This window comes from Paenibacillus sp. FSL R5-0470, from assembly GCF_037975205.1.
Taxonomy (GTDB): domain Bacteria; phylum Bacillota; class Bacilli; order Paenibacillales; family Paenibacillaceae; genus Paenibacillus_AQ.
Window position 1 is genome coordinate 2648834 of sequence record NZ_CP150238.1, and the last position, 18848, is coordinate 2667681.

Consider the following 18848-nt stretch of genomic DNA (forward strand, 5'->3'; position numbering starts at 1 on the left):
ATCAGTCTATTCTCTTGCTTCCACAATTTCAGCAATCCGTTTGTTTGCGTGTCCGCGATAAATCCCGCCATGATAGCAAATGACCGTTTCAATCTCATACTCGGCGAACTTTGTCAGAGAGATTAAAGCTTGCTTCATGTCAGGCGTTGCCGAAGGAGTGGGGCCGTGCAGCTCACCGCCTTGAACGGTAAGAGCATCCGCGGCAATTAGCGTACGGCTATCATGATGGTATAGACTCAGATGTCCAGGGCTATGTCCTGGTGTATGGATAATCGTAATTCCACCGGCAAGAGGCAGTATTTCCCCGTCCACTATGGTTCGATCTACTCTTCCTTTAGGGGGATGAGATAACACGGATAGGAAAGCGCGGCGCCATTCCTCTGGTACATGAGGGGGGATCATGGCTTCTGCCGCAGCTAAAGCTTCAGGGGTGTGTTTAAGGAGCATTCGCTCTCCTTCAATATAAGGCTGCTCGATTTCGTGAGCCAGAACTGTCAGTTCTAGACATTCTTCTGACAGTAAATCAGGTAAGCTCCCGATGTGATCTAGATCTTGATGTGTGATGATTACGGTGCGCAGTTGTTCCCAAGGCACATGGGTTTCTTTTAGAGCTTCTTTGAATTTTGGGAGCAGGCCCGGAAATCCGGTGTCTACGAGTACAGCAGAATTTTGATCCCAGAGCAGCGTGGGGTAAATCGTGTCACTCCCGCCCATAACCTGTGCTGTAATCTCTAACATTTCTATTCCACTAGCAATATGCATAAGATCCCTCCATGATTGATGATAAGAGCGATGCCGTTAGGCTAATGCATATAATACTTAAAATAAAATGTAATTTCAATAGCGTAATTTATTATTATAACATAAATAAATATTTTTGTCAATGTATATCTGATGTATTTTTTTGTGTAATTTCTAGGGGACATTATTGTTGAGAACTTCTATTTCTATATTTTTCCCTTACCTGAAGCTTTACGATATAATAACCAAATAAAAAAGGGAGTTGATGTGGTTTGGAGACTTTTCTAGTTGTACTCGTCCTACTGGGCCTTATCGCAATTTCCAACATCATAAACCGATTTATTCCCTTTGTGCCAATACCGTTAATTCAAATTGGTCTGGGTGTAATGGTAGTGTTAATGCCTTTGGGAATACATATGACATTGGAACCAGAGCTGTTTTTCGTATTGTTTATTGCACCGCTTTTGTTCAATGATGGGAAACGGACGCCAAGAAATGAATTATGGAACTTACGGGGTCCGATATTAATGCTGGCGCTGGGATTGGTTTTTGCTACGGTGCTTATTGCTGGATATTCGATAAACTGGATGATTCCAACGATCCCTCTAGCAGCTGCATTTGCTCTGGCAGCGATCTTGTCACCTACAGATGCGGTCGCGGTCAGCGCAATCGCTGGAAGAGTACATCTTCCTAAGAGTATTCACCGCATTCTAGAGGGCGAATCATTAATGAATGATGCTTCCGGGCTTGTTGCCTTTAACTTTGCCATTGCTGCAGCAGTTACGGGTATGTTTTCTTTACCGAAAGCCTCCATTAGCTTTGTAATTATAGCTGCAGGTGGGTTGATCGTTGGGGCATTATTGGCTTTTCTTCTGATTCGGCTAAGCGTAATTATTCGCAGACTGGGGATGGAGGATATCACAGTGCATGTGCTGCTGCAAATCCTAACTCCTTTTATTATTTATTTGATCAGTGAAGAGATAGGGGTATCTGGCATTTTGGCAGTGGTTGCAGGGGGAATTATTCATGCGGTTGAGAAGGACCGTGCCGTATCTCCGCAGTATAAGCTACAACTGGTATCCGCTAGTACATGGTCTGTTCTGCTCTATATATTGAATGGCCTGGTCTTTCTTATTCTTGGCTTATCTATTCCAGATGTTATTGAAGTGATCTACCGTGATACGGCCGTGGATAATCTTATAGTTGTAGGTTATGTATTAGCCATTACTTTGCTGCTGTTTGTACTACGGTTTGTATGGGTGTATGTGTTCTCTTTAGTAGGATCTCGTCTGCGGAAAATGGAGAAATCATCTGTTAAGTCACTATTAATCCTCACGATTTCAGGAGTGCGTGGAGCGGTTACCTTAGCCGGTGCGTTCTCGATTCCCTTTTTTCTTGGGGATGGATCGCCATTTCCTGAGCGTGATTTAATCATCTTTATCGCCGCAGGTGTTATTCTAATGTCGCTGCTGATCGCTAGTATCTTTTTGCCAATTCTAGCAGGTATAGAAGAGCCAGTTGCCGAATCAGGTGAGACAGGAGCCGAGCAGGCGGCCAAGTCTAAAGTTATTGCTGCCGGTTTAACCATGCTGCAAAGTATGATGACAGAAGAAAGTAAGGAATCCGCACAACCGGCTTTGAGTGAATTTAGAGAAAAGGTTTATAGTCTAAACCGTGAGGACCAATCGAATGATCCAGCACTCGAGAACTTCCGCCGACTGGGTGTTGAAGCGAGGATTGTGGGTCTGCAAGCTGAACGTAAAGAACTGAACCGATTGCTAGAGAACAATGAGATTCCCGCCTCAGTGGCTCAGAAGCTGGGAGAATTCTTGGATCATAGTGAGGTCTTTCTAGCCAGAAGTCTAAATTCACAAATCAGAATATCGATTACCGAGATCAGACGACTGTTTGCGGGAATGTTCTCAGGTCAGAATGAAGGGGAAGCTAGCCAACAAATGCTGCAACAGGCTGAGTGTGCTAGAGAAGCGAAAATTGCCATGGCCCATGCTGCTATAGCTGCTATTAATGTCTGTAAGAACGAGAACAACCGAAGTGCAGCCGAGAAGGTTGCATGCAGTTATGAGCAGTTAATTTCTCGTCTGGAGCAAGGGAAAGGCTGGACAAAGGATGGGCTTGTTGATGATCAAAAACTTGAAATGAAGCTGAAAGCCATTCAAGAGCAGCGGGATAAGGTGCAGCAAATGTATCAGGATGGAACCATTAACCGCAAGCTAGCCGGTAAATTACGCAAGTTCGTAGATCATTTAGAGACATCGATTTGGGAGGATTAGCTGTGCTGAACACCACGGCATCTTTTCACACGAGCCTTATTCGCTAGCTATCAGAAAATTATAGGGGGAGTCCAGATCTGAAACTTGCGGAAGCGTTAGTGAATCGAAATGATCTAACCCGTAAAATCGTTCAGCTAAAGCAGCGGCTGGAGCGAGTCGTTAAAGTTCAAGAGGGTGAGGAGCCGGCTGAACAACCTGAAGCTCTTTTGCAGGAGTTAGAAAGAGCTGTGAATGAGCAGACGATTTTGATCCGAGTGATCAATCGATCGCCGATGCGCTAGCGGAACGGGACAAAATGCTACAGCTACGCAAGCTGTTTAGCGATTTGCTTGAACAGACTTCCATTACTCAGGATCGTTATAGTCGCTCGGAGGTTCGTTTTCAAAGAACGGTAGATGTCGCTCAGATTCAGAAGCAGATGGATGAGTTGAAGTTGGAAAACTGACAGATGCCGGGAACGGGGATATTTTTGCTGTGGTTTAGCTTTTTCATAACATGAAGTGGCTCTATTAGGATAGGTATATTCGTCATATATAATGTGAAAAAATGTCGAATAATGTTGAATTAAATGGATTGAAATTTGCATGAAAGACCTGTTTTGCCTATATTAACGCTTGTTATCCTGTATAATTTACGAATACGCGGATTACTTAACCGCTGTTCAATTCTTAAGTTGATTATTCAGGATGAGCGTGTGATTCACTGGTCTGGAATTCTTGGCCCTTGTCTCCTCATTCATTCTACTATTCCTTTTTATGAGAGAGAGAAGTGACAAATGACCATGAAATCAATTGCCTGGGTAACCGACAGTACAAGTATCATAGATCCGGAGTTCGCTAAGAATAATCATGTATATATTATTCCGTTACGGATTATTATTAACAACGAATGTTATAAAGAGAATATAGATATTACGATCGATGACTTCTATGAGAAAATGCGCCAGCATGAAAAGGTAGGCAGCTCACAGCCTCCAATCGGTGAGTTTATTGAGCTATACGAACGGTTGAAGGAAGAATACGATGAAATTATTGCTGTACATCTTTCTTCAGAGCTCAGTGGCACTTACAATGCTTCGATGCAAGGCGCCGAAATAGCGGAGGCCAATGTAATTGGAATTGATGCCAAGGTTGGCGCTTATCCAATCCGAGAAATGATCATGCGCGGTATACATTGGCAGAAGAAGGGTCTTTCTGGACTAGAAATTAAAGCGAAGATTGAAAATATTATTGAGAATATGTCCTTTTACTTAATTCCTGCAAGCTTGACACAGCTTCATCGCAGTGGACGTGTTTCTGGATCACAATTTGTACTTAGCCAATTGCTGCGTATAAACTTGCTGCTTCGTTTTGACGAAGGGAAGGTCGTTGTTGTGGAGAAAATCCGTACAATGAAGAAGACGCAACAAGCGCTTTTGGAGATATTTAAACAGGATGTAGGGCTTGTTAGTGATGTATGTATCATGCATTCGAATAATTTAGAGATGGCACTCAAGCTAGAAGAGGACATCAAAGCAATGGCGCCTGACATACGAACTGAGATTATGACCTATATTCCTGCTGTGGCTGTTCATGCGGGTGAGGGTACTGTAGGGCTGTCCTGGATCAAGAACACTAGCATCAATAGTATTCATCCGGGTGCTGCGCCTTTAGTCTTCCCTGAAGCGTTATTTGCATAGAGATGAACAAAGAAATCGCTCCTTGGGAGATGGATGGGTGACCACCATTGTACCAACAGGCGATTTCTTTTTTTTGAAGAAGTATGCTGTTATTTGATTGCACGACGACGGAACATTTGTCCAATTACATCACTTAGCACAAGTCCAGCTGCAATGGCTCCAGAGAGCATTAATGCCCGAACAGCGATTTCAACAGCCAGAGTATAGTCCTCTTCCACAAATTTACGCATAGCATCGTAAGCGAGACCACCCGGAACAAGCGGGATAATACCACCTACACTAAAAATAATAACCGGCATTTTGAAGGATCGCGCAAAAAATTGGCTGACGATGCCCACTATTACACTAGCTGCAAACGTAGCTACAACAGGCCCGAACTCTACATTAAGAAGCACATACACCATCCAGCCCACCATTCCGGCAAAACCACACTGTAGTAGTGAGCGCTTAGGCGCATTAAATAGAATACAGAAGGTTGCCGCGGCGATAAAACTGGTTATAAGTTGCAAAATCATGAAGGGCTAACCTCTTTCACATGGATATTAAAATAGTGATAGTACAAGCCCGATACCTGTACCGATCGCAAATGCAGTTAGAAAGGCATCGGCTCCCTTGGATATGCCTGAGACCAGATGACCGGCCATCAGATCACGAACGGCATTAGTAATGAGTAGTCCGGGTACTAGAGGCATAACGGAGCCGATAATGATTTTGTCCATCTCTTGACCAATCCCCAGCTTTACAGAACAGAAGGCTAGAAGTCCGATCAGGAAGGAAGCAGAAAACTCTGCGAAGAATTTAGTCTGCACTAAACGATGCAGATAAATGACCGCAGCGAAGCCCAGTCCGGAAATCGGCAAGGCGGGGAGAGCATCCCACAAACTGCCTTTAAACATAACGGTGAAGCAAGCACCAGTAAGGGCGGCTGCTAAGATCTGCAGCCATACGGGATAGACAGGTGAGGCTTCATCGACTTCTCCTAATTTTGCACGAGCTTCCTCAGCTGTAATCTGACGTTCGCTTAGACGCCGAGAAATGTCATTGACCTCCGATACCTTCTGCAGATCTGTTGTTCGCTCCGCAATTCTGTATAACTTAACAGGTTCTATTCTATTTGTGGTGAACATAATAACGGTTGGCGTCACATAGCTATGTGCTCCTGGGAACCCGAGGGATCCTGCCATTCGTGTCATCGTATCTTCAACTCTGGATGTTTCTGCACCATTCTGCAGCATGATCTTGCCAGCAAGAAGACAGAGATCAACGATTTCATAATACGTAGTGTTAGTGTTGCTCGTGCTATCCAACTTCTCCGGTCCTCCTCTGGAATGTGATTATCTATGTTTACATATTTCGATTGTCGCTTCATCTACGTGAAAATAACAACCCCAATATAGCATTATAAACGATATGGTGTGTATTTTAATATAGTTTTTATTTATAGTGTCCGCCGATCTTTCCAGATCTGTCCTTAAGCTGCCCGGCATCTGTAAAAGAAGCTGCTCGCCCAATGATCGTCTCCCCATATTTATTCTTGAGGGCATCGGTCGCACGTTCGAGTTCACGATAGTGAGGGCGAGACTCAAATAGGGTTAGCTGGTACTGGCTTTCGTCAGATAGATTGGACAGGCTTAAGTGGATTCTACGCACAGGCTGACCGTCCCAGTGGAGCTTGAAGAGAGAAAGAGCTGCCTCATATACCAGCAGGGTGGCATTTGTAGGATCGCTCATTGTAGTTTGTCTTGAGAAGCCTGTGGGGTCATCAAAGCTGGCACCTTGGCAGCCGATAGACACGACTGCACCATGTACTTTCAATTTGCGGCAACGTCTACATACAAGCTCAGATAGCTCAAGAATGATGGTCTTAATATCTTGCAGCTTATAGTAATCCCTTGGAAGCGTCATTTGGTGCCCGACACTCTTGGGTGCGACTTCATAGGTGCTTGGGCTCACGGGGCTGTCATCGATGCCATTGGCTATCCGCCAATATAGCTCGGCGTCGATATCACATTTTTTGTGAAATTTCTCCCGCATGCGCCATTTCAGCTCGCTTAGCGGCATCTGTGCCAAATGTCCAATTGTCGTAATACCCATGCTTTGGAAATGGGCGGACATGCGGCGACCTACCATGAACAGCTCGCTAATGGGGAGAGGCCAGAGCACATTCGGAAGCTCCTCGTTAGCGAGGGTGAATATACCATCCGCGTTCTTCTTGGCCCACAGGTCGCAAGCCATTTTGGCGGTAACCTTGGAATATCCAATGCCGATGCGCGCACGCACACCTGTGTTTCTACGAATTAGATCCTGAATGGCGGTAACGATCTCCCTTGGACTGCCAAATAAGCTGAGGCTACCGCTGACATCAATAAACTGTTCATCGATAGAATAGGGCTCTACCTGGTCGCTAAACTTACGTAGAATATCTGTGATTTGAGAGGAGACATCGATATATTGCTGCATATGTGGTCTGACTACGATGACTTCGGGGCATTTTGCCAGCGCTTCCTTCAACGTCTCAGCGGTAGTAATGCCATAGGATTTGGCTATAGGGCAGGCAGCCAGCACAATACCGTTCCGTCTAGCTGGGTCTCCAGCAACGATCAGCGGCTTATTGCTGTACTGCGGATTAGAGGCTTTTTCCACAGAGGCATAGAAGCTTTGGCAATCAGATAGCATAATGACACGCTCTTTATTCATAGGTTCACACGCTCCAGGTGAGGTAGAGATACCTTATATTTTTTCTCCTTATTATAATACGAACGTATGATCGTGTGTATTCTTATTTATTTCCATTTATTTCGTCTCAAGTGTGCATAGACCCGTAGCCACGCCCCCAGAGATAATCGTGAGGATGGAGTGGAAGAAGGTTTCCTTGGAAATCAGGAGTCCTCCCGCGCCGATAATCATAAAGTCGGTCAAAAAAATGATGAATCCAAGGTTCAGCGGGACATACCTTTTTATAAATTGAGCGAGCAGATCGGTGCCCCCCGTACTTGCTTTAAACCGCAGCATAATCCCAAGTCCCGTTCCCATCAAAAAACCGCCAATAATGGCGCTAGAAATGGAACCAAACTCAAAATAATATAGAAAGTGATATTGGAAAGGACCGAGAAGCTCGATCAGAAATGATGAGATCAATAGGCCGAGTACACTGTTGTAAAAGATATCGCGTTCCTTTAACCAAGCGAGCAGAAAGATAGGAAAGCTGCAGAGAATTATAGCTACGCCAATTTTAGCGTCGGATAAATAATTAATAATGAGGGCTATCCCTATTATTCCCCCATCCAGGATTTTATATGGTACGAGAAAAAAATTAGTTCCCGTAGCAACGAGTAAGCTTCCTAAAAGAATGATAAGGTATCTTAATGGCCGCATATTTAACATCTCCACATTAAAGGCATGTCTATAAATATGCTTGTCACTTCCAAAAAATTGCAGTTGAACAAAAAAACCTGATTATGAATCAGGCTTAAAAAGTCTTATGTTACATAGTATGTGAGGGATAGGGAGTTCCTACCACTCAAAAGAATCCAATTAACTAGCGAGACAGACATCATACGGACTCAGGAGACCTAGACCTGCCATTTCTATCGATTCTTACGCTCTGATTCTCATGCCTTAATTCTCACACATTTAATACTCACTCAACCATTCCATCCACGCCGTTCACCAAACCACAGAAAACCTGCAAAAGTACAGTTTTTTAAAGCAATATCATCTTTATAAAGTCCAAAGCCTGCAAAAGTGCAGTATTTTCCATGCTTAAGGGCTCAAAGCTACTTTTGAAACGAAAATTACTGCAGATTTGCAGGAATCAGTGCTGTAGCGTTCCTTTCATCTTAGAAAAATGTACTTTTGCAGGTTTTTTCGCCATATCGAGTGTTTGGGCAATTGAAGTTCCCTTATTCGTGGGCAATATCTCCTTACGTGAGAACCTCTATGCTGTTAGCGCAGAAACAACTTTAAGGTTTAGGATAGCTGGGATTTACGCTTTATTGTATGCTATATTTGATCGGGACAAGGTAGCTGATTATTTTACAGAAAATATTGGAGGCATCACAATGAGCAAACGTTATCGAATTACACGAGCTATGCAAAATGATGGAGGTTCAACACAAACCATATCTTTAGAAGAGTGCAAGCAGTATTTCGCATCCAAACCTGATTTCACCTATACATCAGTTTATACAGTAGCAGGCGCCACTACGATGTCCATTGAGGGAGATTTCTTTATGTGGAGCTTTGGTGATACTACAATCCCATTTAGGCATTATCAAGGGGATATTTACGTTTCTGGAAATAATGAAGCTGTGATCCCGAGAATGCTTGAGGTTGCGAGTGATTTAAGAGCAGATGTTGTGGAAGGGTAAAAAAAAAAGACCCCTGAAGAGTTCAGGAGTCATCCAGCGTTAATTATAGATCCGCCCAATCGTTCAAGTGAACGGTTGAGCGGATTTTTTTAACCCAGTTCTACAACTACTTGGTGTACAGCACCGTCTCCAACTGGAGCAATGATGTTACCTTCTACAGCTGTGCCATCCAGGGTAAGACTAACTACACCTTTGGATACATGGTTCGGGTTTTTGATTTGAATCACATAAGTATCTCCACGGAAGACACGTGTGATTTCAAAGCTATCCCATTCAGTAGGAATACAAGGATCGATCTTCAGACCATTGAAATCCGCTTGGATGCCAAGGATCGATTGAGTGATGGCTACATAGTTCCATGCAGCAGTACCAGTCAACCAGGAGTTTTTAGCTTCCCCGTGACGAACGGCATCTTTACCTGCGATCATTTGGGAGTAGACATAAGGCTCTGTGCGGTGAATTTCGCTGATATCCTCCAGGTAAGCAGGAGCAATTTTTGCGTAAATTTCAAACGCTCTGTCGCCATGTCCAAGTACAGTTTCAGCGATCATGATCCAAGGGTTATTATGGCAGAAAATACCGGCATTTTCTTTGTAGCCCGGAGGGTACGTAGAAATTTCACCCAGGTTCAGATAGTACTTGGAATACGGTGGCTGTTGCAATACGATACCGTATTTAGTATCCAAATGCTCTTGTACGGATGATAGAGCTTTTTCAGCTTGACCATTTTCCACACCGATACCGGCCATTACGCAGATCCCTTGTGGTTCGATGAAGATTTTACCTTCTTCATTTTCTTTGGAACCGACCTTGTCGCCATAGTGATCATAAGCACGCAGGAACCAATCGCCATCGAAGCCGTGCGTCAATGTGATTTCTTTCATGTTGTCAATCTTAGCTTCTGCATCCACAGCTACATCGTTAAGTCCGCGCATCCGGCAGATTTCAGCATAGTCCGGTCCAACGAAGACGAACAGACCCGCGATAAATACAGATTCCGCAACGCGACCTTCGATGTTGGCAGTAGTTTGGAAAGATTCACCCGGCTCAGTAGAGAAGCAGTTGAGGTTCAAGCAGTCATTCCAGTCTGCGCGCCCGATCAGTGGCAAACCGTGAGGTCCGAGATTATTAGTCACATGCTCAAAGGAACGTTTCAAGTGCTCGAACAGCGTAGCGGTGTTATTCGGATCGCTGTCAAAAGGAACCTGCTCATCAAGAATCGAGGTATCGCCAGTTTCTTTAATGTAAGCAGCCGTTCCTAGGATCAACCAAAGCGGATCATCGTTAAAGCCGGTGCCGACTTCGTTGTTACCTTTTTTAGTGAGTGGTTGGTATTGGTGATAGGCACTGCCATCTTCAAATTGTGTAGCCGCGATATCGAGAATACGTTCTTTAGCACGTTCAGGAATTTGATGAACAAATCCGAGCAAGTCTTGGTTAGAATCACGGAAGCCCATACCACGGCCAATACCGGATTCAAAGTAGGAAGCAGAACGGGACATGTTGAAGGTAACCATACATTGATATGGATTCCAGATGTTAACCATGCGATCCAGTTTCTCGTCGCCGCTTTGGATTTGATATTTAGACAGCAGGTTATCCCAGTGAGCAGCAAGTGCAGCGAGTGCAGCATCTACTTGAGCATCTGTAGCAAATTGTGCGATCATAGCTTCTGCTGGTTTTTTGTTGATTACATTCAAGGATTCCCATTTATCTTCTTCAGGGTTCTCGATGTAGCCGAGTACAAAGATGAAGCTTTGTTCTTCACCTGGTTCAAGCGTAATGTTAAGTGCGTGTGATCCGATAGGGGACCAGCCGCTAGCTACGGAGTTAGTAGGTTCGCCTGCAACTACAGCTTGTGGGCTTTCCAGACCGTTGTACATCCCTACGAAAGCTTCACGATCAGTATCGAAACCAGCGATTTCTTTATTTACGGAGTAGAAAGCATAGTGATTTCTGCGCTCACGATATTCAGTTTTGTGATAGATAACGGAATCCTTCACTTCAACCTCACCGGTACTGAGATTGCGTTGGAAGTTAGTCATATCATCTTGTGCATTCCAGAGACAGAACTCTGCAAAAGAGAACAGTTTCACGGATTTTTTAGCGGAGCCCGTGTTCTTCACTACAAGACGATGTACTTCTGCATTATGACCCATAGGGACAAAAGCAAGCTGGTTCACAGAAATTCCGTTCCGTTCGCCAGTAATGGAAGTGTAGCCAAGACCGTGACGGCATTCGTAGAAGTCGAGATCACGTTTTACTGGCATCCAGCCTGGGGTCCAGAAATCACCATCATCATAAAGATAGTAGTAGCGGCCGCCGGTATCCAGTGGGATATTGTTATAACGGTAACGGGTCAATCTTCTGAGACGAGCATCTCTATAGAAGGTGTAGCCACCAGCTGTATTGGAAATAAGTCCGAAAAATTGCTCATTACCAAGATAGTTAATCCAAGGGTAAGGGGTTTTAGGTGTGTTAATTACATACTCTTTTCGAGTGTCGTCAAAGGTTCCGAATTTCATGTGAGAAAGTCTCCTTTCGATTGTGAACGCGCGTTTATAAGTTTCAGAAAAAATTCCCTCGAGGGAAGGGAGTTTTTTCAATGCTTTTAAGCAGGACAATTAAAGCAGTAGTTTCGATACCGAATCAAATAGCAGCTTCACGGAAAAATATGTAGATTTCTTCAGCGAAGGATTGATCTTAAGCTATTTCTTCGGCGGTTGACAGGAATCTCTCTCCACTAAACGAGCTGGAAAGCTGATCGTGCTAAACGTCGGCTGCTGTGAATCGCACAGCTCGATTACTTTTTCAACTGCAGCCTTAGACATTTCATAGATCGGCAAGCGTACAGAGGTCAGCTTAGGCTGAATACGGGATGCTAGCTGAATGTCATCAAATCCAACCATGGAGAGATCTTCAGGGACAATGATTCCGTGTTCGGAGAACGCTTCCATCGCTGATATAGCCATATCATCGTTGGAGGAGAAGAAGGCTGTTGGCAAAGGTTCTCCAGAAGCAAGGAGCTTCTTAACTTCTTCGTAAGCAGTCTCTTTCAGAAAATCACCTTTCAGAATAAATCTCTCATTTGCAGGAAGGCCATGTTTCTTCAGCGTATCTTCATAAGCCGTATAACGCTCTCGTCCAGAGTACGTATTCATTTGCCCACAGATGATGCCAATCTCTTGATGACCCAGAGAGATCAAATATTCAATCGCTTCTGTGGTGCCCTCGTAATCTTTGGAGTTCACAATGGCCAGATGATTGCGGTCAAGATGCTCCGACATAATCTCAGAAATATCATAATCAATTAATACGAGAGGAGAGTCGAGCCCTACCATTTCTCGGACGATATTAATATCCTTTTGAGTGCCGACAATGATACCACCGTCAATCCGTTTTTGAAGAAAAGCTTGCTTTACCTTGATGAAATCGTCGGGAGAGTAAACCGTATGAATCAGTACATAACATCCGCGGGCATTCGAGGTGTCGACTACGGCATCAACGAATGGAGCAAAGTAATTGTTCTGATAAATTCGGGTAGTATTCTCCTTCTCGTTCATACTGATGGCGAAGAGTCCGATCGTATCGGTCTTCTTACCGGCTAAAGCCCTTGCAAAGCTGTTCGGTTCGTACTGATGTTGCTCAATCACCCGCAGCACTTTGGCCCGGGTCTCTTCAGGGACGTTGGAATAATTGTTGATCACGCGGGATACCGTACTTCGGGAAACCCCGGCCAACTTAGCTATATCTTCGCTGCGCATGTTTCCCCTCTTTTCATAAACGCGCGTTTATGAGTTTATTGTAAGCGAAAGCATTGTATAAATCAATCGTAAATAATAAGAAATTTGTGAAGAAGGGAAGAAACTAGTTAATAGTTTGTATAAGATTTTTGCAGAGAAAGTGCATTGAAAGATATAAAAGTCATGCTACTATTGTGATAATGATTATTGAGAATGATAATCAATGAAAATATAGCATTGGAGTGAAGGGATAATGGTAAGATGGGGTCGGAAGTTTTTATGGTCAGCAGTACTTATTATGGCATTGACCGCGCTGGCAGCATGCGGAACGAATAGCACTACTACGAAAGATAATGTAGCTAAAACAGAGAATGCAGAGGAATCAACCTCAGCTAGCAGCACACCGAGCGAAGGAAGTGGAAATGCTTCGGAAGAGGTTGCAACTCGGACGATTACAGGGGAATTCGGAGATGTTGAGATTCCAGTCAACCCTAAACGGGTGGCCGGGATTTACCTTGAAGATTATTTGAAGGCATTGGGGATTACCCCGGTGGTTCAGTGGTATCATCCAAGCTGGGGCAAACAGGATTACTTAAATCTCGATGTGCCAGAATTTGATATCACCGGAAGCTTGGAAGCGTTGTTGGAGAAAGATCCTGACTTGATTATTGCGGACGGAGGTGCGGATGCGGCGAGGTATGAACAATATTCCAAGATAGCACCAACGTATCGTCTCCCTGAGGCGGCGCTGCAGGACTCAAGACAAGTACTTACAGCGATTGCAGATGCGCTCGGTATTCCGGAGAAGGCTGAGGCTGTGCTCGCCGAGTATGATCAGAAAGTGGCAGATGGAAAAGCTAAACTGCAACAGGCTCTGGGGCAAGAAAAAGTAGCAGTGATCCGGCTCAACGTAGCGGATAAGACCTTTGCTTTGTTCGGTGTTAAAAACCGTTTTATCGGTGTGATTTATTCTCAATTTGGCCTGACACCCGTGCCTATGGCTGCAGAAATGACTGAATATCAATCTATTATTTCCGAAGAACTTATTCCTCAGCTCGAAGCGGATCATATCATCGTATTCCCTGACAACGGGGGCTGGGATACTGAAGGTAATCAGGAAGCGATCCAAATTCTTGATGGGCCGCTGTGGAAGAGCCTACCCGCAGTGAAGAACGGGAATGTTTATAGAATGGAACGTTCCCATTGGCAGACTGGTGCCATCACGGCCAATTCGATGAAGCTCGATGACCTGCTGGAAGCTATGGTGAAATAAATGGCAGCTGCCTTGAAGGAATAGCAAAAAGAAGGTCTATCAGCACCCTTGATAGACCTTCTTTTTTGTTTTACACTGAAGTGAATGAAAATGGTTCTCAATTGGGGGCGGGAGAATGGCAAAAGATTTGCAAGACAGCAAAAGAAGGAAGCTATTCTATAGCTTGATAAATATAGAAACCCAATCCCTGTCAGGAAGCGGACAGAGTGAGGTGTTTCAGGATCATACGCTACTCATTGTATCGGAAGGACAGGGGTATGTTGAGGCTGAGTTGAGGCAGTTTCCACTGGAAAAAGGTACTGGGTTCTTGTTCGAACCAGGGTTATTAAGCAAAATCAATGCCGAGGAGCGGGGGCTTAGCTTTTATCGGCTTACTTTTGAAATCATCGAAACCGGGGAAAACAGGCAGAGTGAAATAGAAGGAAGGACTAAAGAGGACATCCTTCGATCTGGTTTGTTAAGCTGTAGACCCTTTTCACAATGTAAATTACTGCTAGAGGCTATCTACAATAGCCGTAGAAGCACAGATGAGATCGAATGGTTCGCAGGCCATACGCGCTTTCAGGAGCTGCTGCTGCTAATCATGCGTGCAAATTCCTCTTTCGTTCAGGTCACGGGTGATCATGAGGCAATACAGCGTTCCATTCACTACATGGAGGAGCATTATAACCAAGCCGTAACCGTCGATCAGTTGGCTGAAGTAGCAGGTATTACACGTGCGCGTTACACACAAACATTTAAAGAGGTGACAGGGAGGGTTCCCTTGGAGCATTTGAACGGGCTTCGTATCGAAAGAGCGCAGCAGCAGCTACTGCTGACGAATGACCGTATGCATGATATCGCGGTATCCGTCGGATATAGTAATGAGTATTATTTTAATCGGCGTTTTAAAAGATCGGTGGGTGTTACTCCAGGCCAATACAGAAGCTTCCATCAGGATGGGTTGAGGGTGTTTGCTCCTTTTTTGGAAGATTATCTATTGGCTCTGGATATTACGCCTGTGGCGCAATATTCTCACGCCGAGTGGGGGAAACAAGAGTACTTGGCTCTCCACAATGTGCCTGAGGTAGATATTTCGACTCGTAATTGGCAGGAGCTCTCCCGGTATACGCCCGAATTGATCTTGCTGGATAATGGCTTTCATCGTTGGCATCTGGAGGAGTGCAGCCGGATCGCTCCGTTGTTCAAGCTGCCTGTTCATCAAGAGGATTGGCGTGCCACATTGTATTCCGCAGCAGCCGTCTTTGGCAGAACGGAACGTGTCCAGGAAGTGATCGACAATTATGAGCATCAGGCACAGCAAGCCAAGCAGCTGCTTACCAGTTCCGTCTATAGTCAGACCATAGCTTGTTTAAGAATCTCAGTCTACGGAATCACTCTCTATGGATGTGAGCATTTGGGGTATACAGGAAGCGTGCTTCATCATGATTTGGGCTTGCAACCCCATAGCTTGGTTCGGAAGTTGACCCGTGGAAAGAATCGGGTGAACCTGACAAAAGAAGAGCTTGCCAATCTGACTGCGGATCATTTGTTTATTACCTTTGATCAGCTTGAAGGGGGAGGACGGGAACTGCTGGATACACAACTCTGGCGCAACTTGCCTGCTGTACGTAACGGCAGCGTATATGAGGTGGATTTCATGGCCTGGATGAATTACGGCGTATTGTCGCATCAGCGTAAGATTGAGGATGTATTAAGAGCGTTAGGATAAGTCAGAAACTAGACCAGATAAAAAAGAGGACAATAAGTGCCACTATACTGCTGACGCGGGTCATTAATAAATAAGCCTCACTTGGCTCAACGTCACCTTTGACCATCCATCCGTATCTCATGTACCATCCGAATCGTGGGAAAAAGATGTTAAGTAGCGCTAACAGAACAAAGAGGAAAATAAAAAAGCCCATGATTTATCACTCCTTTATGTAATGTATACGCGAAACTGTATGGAGGGTGTCCCGATTCATGTGTGAGTTTCCATATATTTATTTAAGCTTACGCAATATAGACTGATAAAAAATGAAAATTGCTTAAGGAGCGGATAAATCGTATGGAACACACAGGTCTTTTTTTCGGAGGGGGAGTAGGTGTTTTGTTCTTTTTAATTTGGTTGATATCAATTGGCTTGGGAATCTACTTCTTCGTCCTGCTAGTAAAATTGGCACGTAGAGGAATAGTGGCTTTAGATTTATACATCTACGCTAAAAATCGTGAAATACGTACTCGTTATGAGTCGGTTCCAGACAGGTCAGAGGAAATTTAAGGCCATTAAATGATTAATGATACTTAAAGTATGAGATACCCTAGCCACCTTAACAGGTAGTTGGGGTATTTTTTGTGGAAATATTCAGGACTATGCTATCGATGAGGTATGTTTAGCGGTGTACTGTTGTGTTTACATAAAAAAGAGTTCGTTAAATAAAAAATGGTTTTTTAAAAATAAAGGAGGAATTGATCGATGTCTAACCAATATACGATGCAAGATCCTACCACTCAGTACACCAAGGCAGGACCAGAATTTCAACAGCAGCAACAAGAGCCGGGGCTTCAGAAGAAGATGAATCCCGTGCCTGATACAGGTGAAGATACCTATCAAGGCACCGGACGTCTGACTGGACGAAAAGCGATTGTTACAGGGGCAGACAGCGGGATAGGCCGAGCTGTTGCGATTGCTTTTGCTCGTGAAGGCGCAGATGTTGTCTTATCCTACATGCCGGAGGAAGAAGAAGATGCAAAGCAGGTTCTCAAGCTGGTGCAGGAAGCAGGACGAACCGCAATCGCCATCCCAGGTGATCTTAAGGACGAGGAGTACTGTGAACAGCTCGTCGATACTGCGGTCAAGCAGCTGGGTGGGATTGATATTTTAGCCAATGTAGCGGGCAAACAGCAATTCGTCCCCGATATTGCTGATCTTACTACGAAGCATTTTGACGATACCTTTAAAACGAACGTATATGCTATGTTCTGGCTGTGTAAAGCGGCAGTGAAACATATGCAACCGGGTAGCGCCATCATCAACACTTCTTCCATTCAAGCCTATAACCCTTCGCCCATCCTGTTGGACTACGCGACGACCAAGGCTGCGATCAATACATTCAGTAAATCTCTCGCTCAGCAAGTCGCTGGTAAGGGGATTCGAGTCAATGTAGTGGCGCCAGGTCCCGTATGGACACCTCTTCAGGTGGTGGGTGGGCAACCAGAGGAAGTGCTGAAGGAGTTCGGTGCGAGCACACCACTAGGCCGTCCGGGACAGCCTGCAGAGATGGCTCCGGCTTATGTATTTCTTGCTAGCCAGGAATCGAGCTATATTAGTGGCGAAACGCTAAATGCCAATGGCGGAACTCCAACCCCATAGAATATTTATTGGGATGTTGGTATTGTAAATATGGAGAATTATTCAAAAGTACCCTACTAATTATAGCTGTGGGGTGCTTTTGTTTTTATATGGAGAAAGGTGTATTATAGAATTTAATACTTTTTATCCCATTATTTTTATAGAATATGATCTAGAACTGATCAAGAATGTCGAATACATAGATTTCCTGCGATTCCCCGAGAAATATTTGAGTTGGTACAAGGTTTAGAGTTTAGTGTAGACCATAGAAAGAATTAGGAGCTGTATTATGCGTAAAAAGAAACTAGCAATACTCATTTTTTCCTTTGTTCTGATCATGGCGTGTTTTTCATCAGGAGCAGTCTTCGCGGATAAAGAAAACGGAGCTGTAATGGATAGTGGAACAAAGGAAAGGCTGATGGAAAAGTATGATCTTGTAGAGCCTGAACTTACAAATCCAAAATCACTTTGGAGCCAAAGCGATTTTGGAGTCAGTAACCCTATTGCTATATTTGTAGGTATCAGTAGGTTATATCTGAATCCATATGTTTTTGCTGCGCAAGAAATGATTAATCATTTGATTGACCGAAGCCGTCAACATTAATGACCCATGAAAGGGTCATTTTTTAATAAGAGATAAATTAATCGCTCGTTACTTGTATATCTTTCAAAATATAATCCCAGCTATCATAATCGTTCATATCATCAGGAAATTCTAACACACAAATATGATTAATATTCCAATGGATTTCTCGTACTGATGTTAATTCACGAACGGGATAAAGGATAAGGACAGTGAATTCGTTCGGCTTTAATATATCAGACAAAGTCGCTTGTAGCTCTACAGCCTGTTCGTATGTGGCGAACCATCTAATGAATAGAATTTTTTTACTGCTTAGTAATTTGTCCCAAAATCTCTTAATTCGTAAATCCAGCTTTGCTTTATAAGATGGATAGGTCGTAGACCAATGTTTACCTAAGGTGATAGGAAAATCATGTACCGAGATAATGTTATAAAAGGTATCCTGAATAAAATACGATTTCACTAACGCTTTCTTGTTTCCATTAGGATAAGCGGGCACTCCATCCTCTAGAAAAAAATGTGTCTCTTCGAGCATTTTCAGATTTGTTAACTCCATGAAATTCTGAAATCTATTCTTATAAAGTCTGTTTACATCAGTTAATGAATAAGAAATCATCCAGTCAAGAGGCATGGAGAATGTTCTCAAGTTATTTCTTTGCATATTTATAGCAGGAGCACAAGACATACCTAAGCTTACGATTAAATCATAGCTCTTCTTTACATCTTGTAAGTTCATGGACTCACCTAATTTCGATAAGATTCAGGTTCTATTCAACGTTAAAAAAGAGCAGCAACTTAGCTGCCCTCTGAAAATATTAATGGCGTTGTAACAGCAAAT

The 18848-nt window shown here is 43.9% G+C and carries 16 protein-coding genes and 1 pseudogene; 8 read left to right on the forward strand and 9 right to left on the reverse strand.

Annotated features, from left to right (window positions below; all coding sequences use genetic code 11):
* Window positions 1–6 precede the first annotated feature (6 nt).
* The gene (locus tag MKY99_RS11400) at window positions 7–762 is read right to left on the reverse strand and encodes an MBL fold metallo-hydrolase (protein WP_339270548.1); all 756 of its coding nucleotides are present in this window, start codon (window positions 760–762) and stop codon (window positions 7–9) included.
* A gap of 251 nt (window positions 763–1013) precedes the next feature.
* Here MKY99_RS11400 and MKY99_RS11405 point away from each other — a divergent pair, with 251 nt between their 5' ends.
* From MKY99_RS11405 to MKY99_RS11415, 3 genes and pseudogenes are all read left to right on the forward strand, one after another.
* A complete protein-coding gene (locus tag MKY99_RS11405; RefSeq protein WP_339270550.1) occupies window positions 1014–3032 on the forward strand; it encodes a Na+/H+ antiporter in 2019 nt (672 codons plus the stop codon).
* Between the two features lie 98 nt (window positions 3033–3130).
* Window positions 3131–3477: pseudogene (locus tag MKY99_RS11410) on the forward strand (DIP1984 family protein).
* 330 nt (window positions 3478–3807) lie between these two features.
* Window positions 3808–4710 carry a DegV family protein gene (locus tag MKY99_RS11415; RefSeq protein ID WP_331281430.1) on the forward strand — a complete coding sequence of 301 codons (903 nt, stop codon included), beginning with the start codon at window positions 3808–3810 and terminating at the stop codon, window positions 4708–4710.
* Between the two features lie 89 nt (window positions 4711–4799).
* On the opposite strand, the gene MKY99_RS11420 is transcribed toward MKY99_RS11415, so the two are convergent.
* The 4 genes from MKY99_RS11420 to MKY99_RS11435 form a co-directional block, all read right to left on the reverse strand.
* Window positions 4800–5225 (reverse strand): threonine/serine exporter family protein, encoded by a 426-nt coding sequence (locus MKY99_RS11420; RefSeq protein ID WP_042126727.1) that lies wholly within the window; start codon window positions 5223–5225, stop codon window positions 4800–4802.
* Window positions 5226–5252: 27 nt separating this feature from the next.
* Complete coding sequence (locus tag MKY99_RS11425) at window positions 5253–6017, reverse strand: threonine/serine exporter family protein (RefSeq protein WP_042187254.1); 765 nt, start codon at window positions 6015–6017, stop codon at window positions 5253–5255.
* A 127-nt stretch (window positions 6018–6144) separates the two neighbouring features.
* Window positions 6145–7407, reverse strand: a complete 1263-nt coding sequence (locus MKY99_RS11430) for a DNA polymerase IV (RefSeq protein WP_339270552.1) — start codon at window positions 7405–7407, stop codon at window positions 6145–6147.
* 96 nt (window positions 7408–7503) lie between these two features.
* A complete protein-coding gene (locus MKY99_RS11435) occupies window positions 7504–8094 on the reverse strand; it encodes a YitT family protein (protein WP_339247323.1) in 591 nt (196 codons plus the stop codon).
* 677 nt (window positions 8095–8771) lie between these two features.
* Here MKY99_RS11435 and MKY99_RS11440 point away from each other — a divergent pair.
* Complete coding sequence (locus MKY99_RS11440) at window positions 8772–9080, forward strand: hypothetical protein (RefSeq protein WP_042187261.1); 309 nt, start codon at window positions 8772–8774, stop codon at window positions 9078–9080.
* Window positions 9081–9169: 89 nt separating this feature from the next.
* Here MKY99_RS11440 and MKY99_RS11445 read toward each other — a convergent pair whose 3' ends face one another.
* Complete coding sequence (locus MKY99_RS11445) at window positions 9170–11605, reverse strand: glycosyl transferase (protein WP_339270554.1); 2436 nt, start codon at window positions 11603–11605, stop codon at window positions 9170–9172.
* A gap of 183 nt (window positions 11606–11788) precedes the next feature.
* The gene (locus MKY99_RS11450) at window positions 11789–12844 is read right to left on the reverse strand and encodes a LacI family DNA-binding transcriptional regulator (protein WP_339270556.1); all 1056 of its coding nucleotides are present in this window, start codon (window positions 12842–12844) and stop codon (window positions 11789–11791) included.
* Window positions 12845–13076: 232 nt separating this feature from the next.
* Here MKY99_RS11450 and MKY99_RS11455 point away from each other — a divergent pair, with 232 nt between their 5' ends.
* The gene (locus tag MKY99_RS11455; RefSeq protein ID WP_339270558.1) at window positions 13077–14096 is read left to right on the forward strand and encodes an ABC transporter substrate-binding protein; all 1020 of its coding nucleotides are present in this window, start codon (window positions 13077–13079) and stop codon (window positions 14094–14096) included.
* A 115-nt stretch (window positions 14097–14211) separates the two neighbouring features.
* Window positions 14212–15807 (forward strand): helix-turn-helix domain-containing protein, encoded by a 1596-nt coding sequence (locus MKY99_RS11460; RefSeq protein ID WP_339270560.1) that lies wholly within the window; start codon window positions 14212–14214, stop codon window positions 15805–15807.
* 1 nt (window position 15808) lies between these two features.
* On the opposite strand, the gene MKY99_RS11465 is transcribed toward MKY99_RS11460, so the two are convergent.
* The gene (locus MKY99_RS11465; RefSeq protein WP_042187270.1) at window positions 15809–16000 is read right to left on the reverse strand and encodes a DUF6199 family natural product biosynthesis protein; all 192 of its coding nucleotides are present in this window, start codon (window positions 15998–16000) and stop codon (window positions 15809–15811) included.
* Window positions 16001–16551: 551 nt separating this feature from the next.
* Here MKY99_RS11465 and MKY99_RS11470 point away from each other — a divergent pair.
* Together MKY99_RS11470 and MKY99_RS11475 are read left to right on the forward strand one after the other, a co-directional pair.
* Complete coding sequence (locus MKY99_RS11470) at window positions 16552–17448, forward strand: SDR family oxidoreductase (RefSeq protein ID WP_076282970.1); 897 nt, start codon at window positions 16552–16554, stop codon at window positions 17446–17448.
* 268 nt (window positions 17449–17716) lie between these two features.
* Entirely contained in the window at window positions 17717–18031 is a 315-nt protein-coding gene (locus MKY99_RS11475) for a hypothetical protein (protein ID WP_339270563.1), read from the forward strand.
* Between the two features lie 37 nt (window positions 18032–18068).
* Here MKY99_RS11475 and MKY99_RS11480 read toward each other — a convergent pair whose 3' ends face one another.
* Entirely contained in the window at window positions 18069–18746 is a 678-nt protein-coding gene (locus MKY99_RS11480) for a DUF1796 family putative cysteine peptidase (protein ID WP_339270565.1), read from the reverse strand.
* Between the last annotated feature and the right edge of the window lie 102 nt (window positions 18747–18848).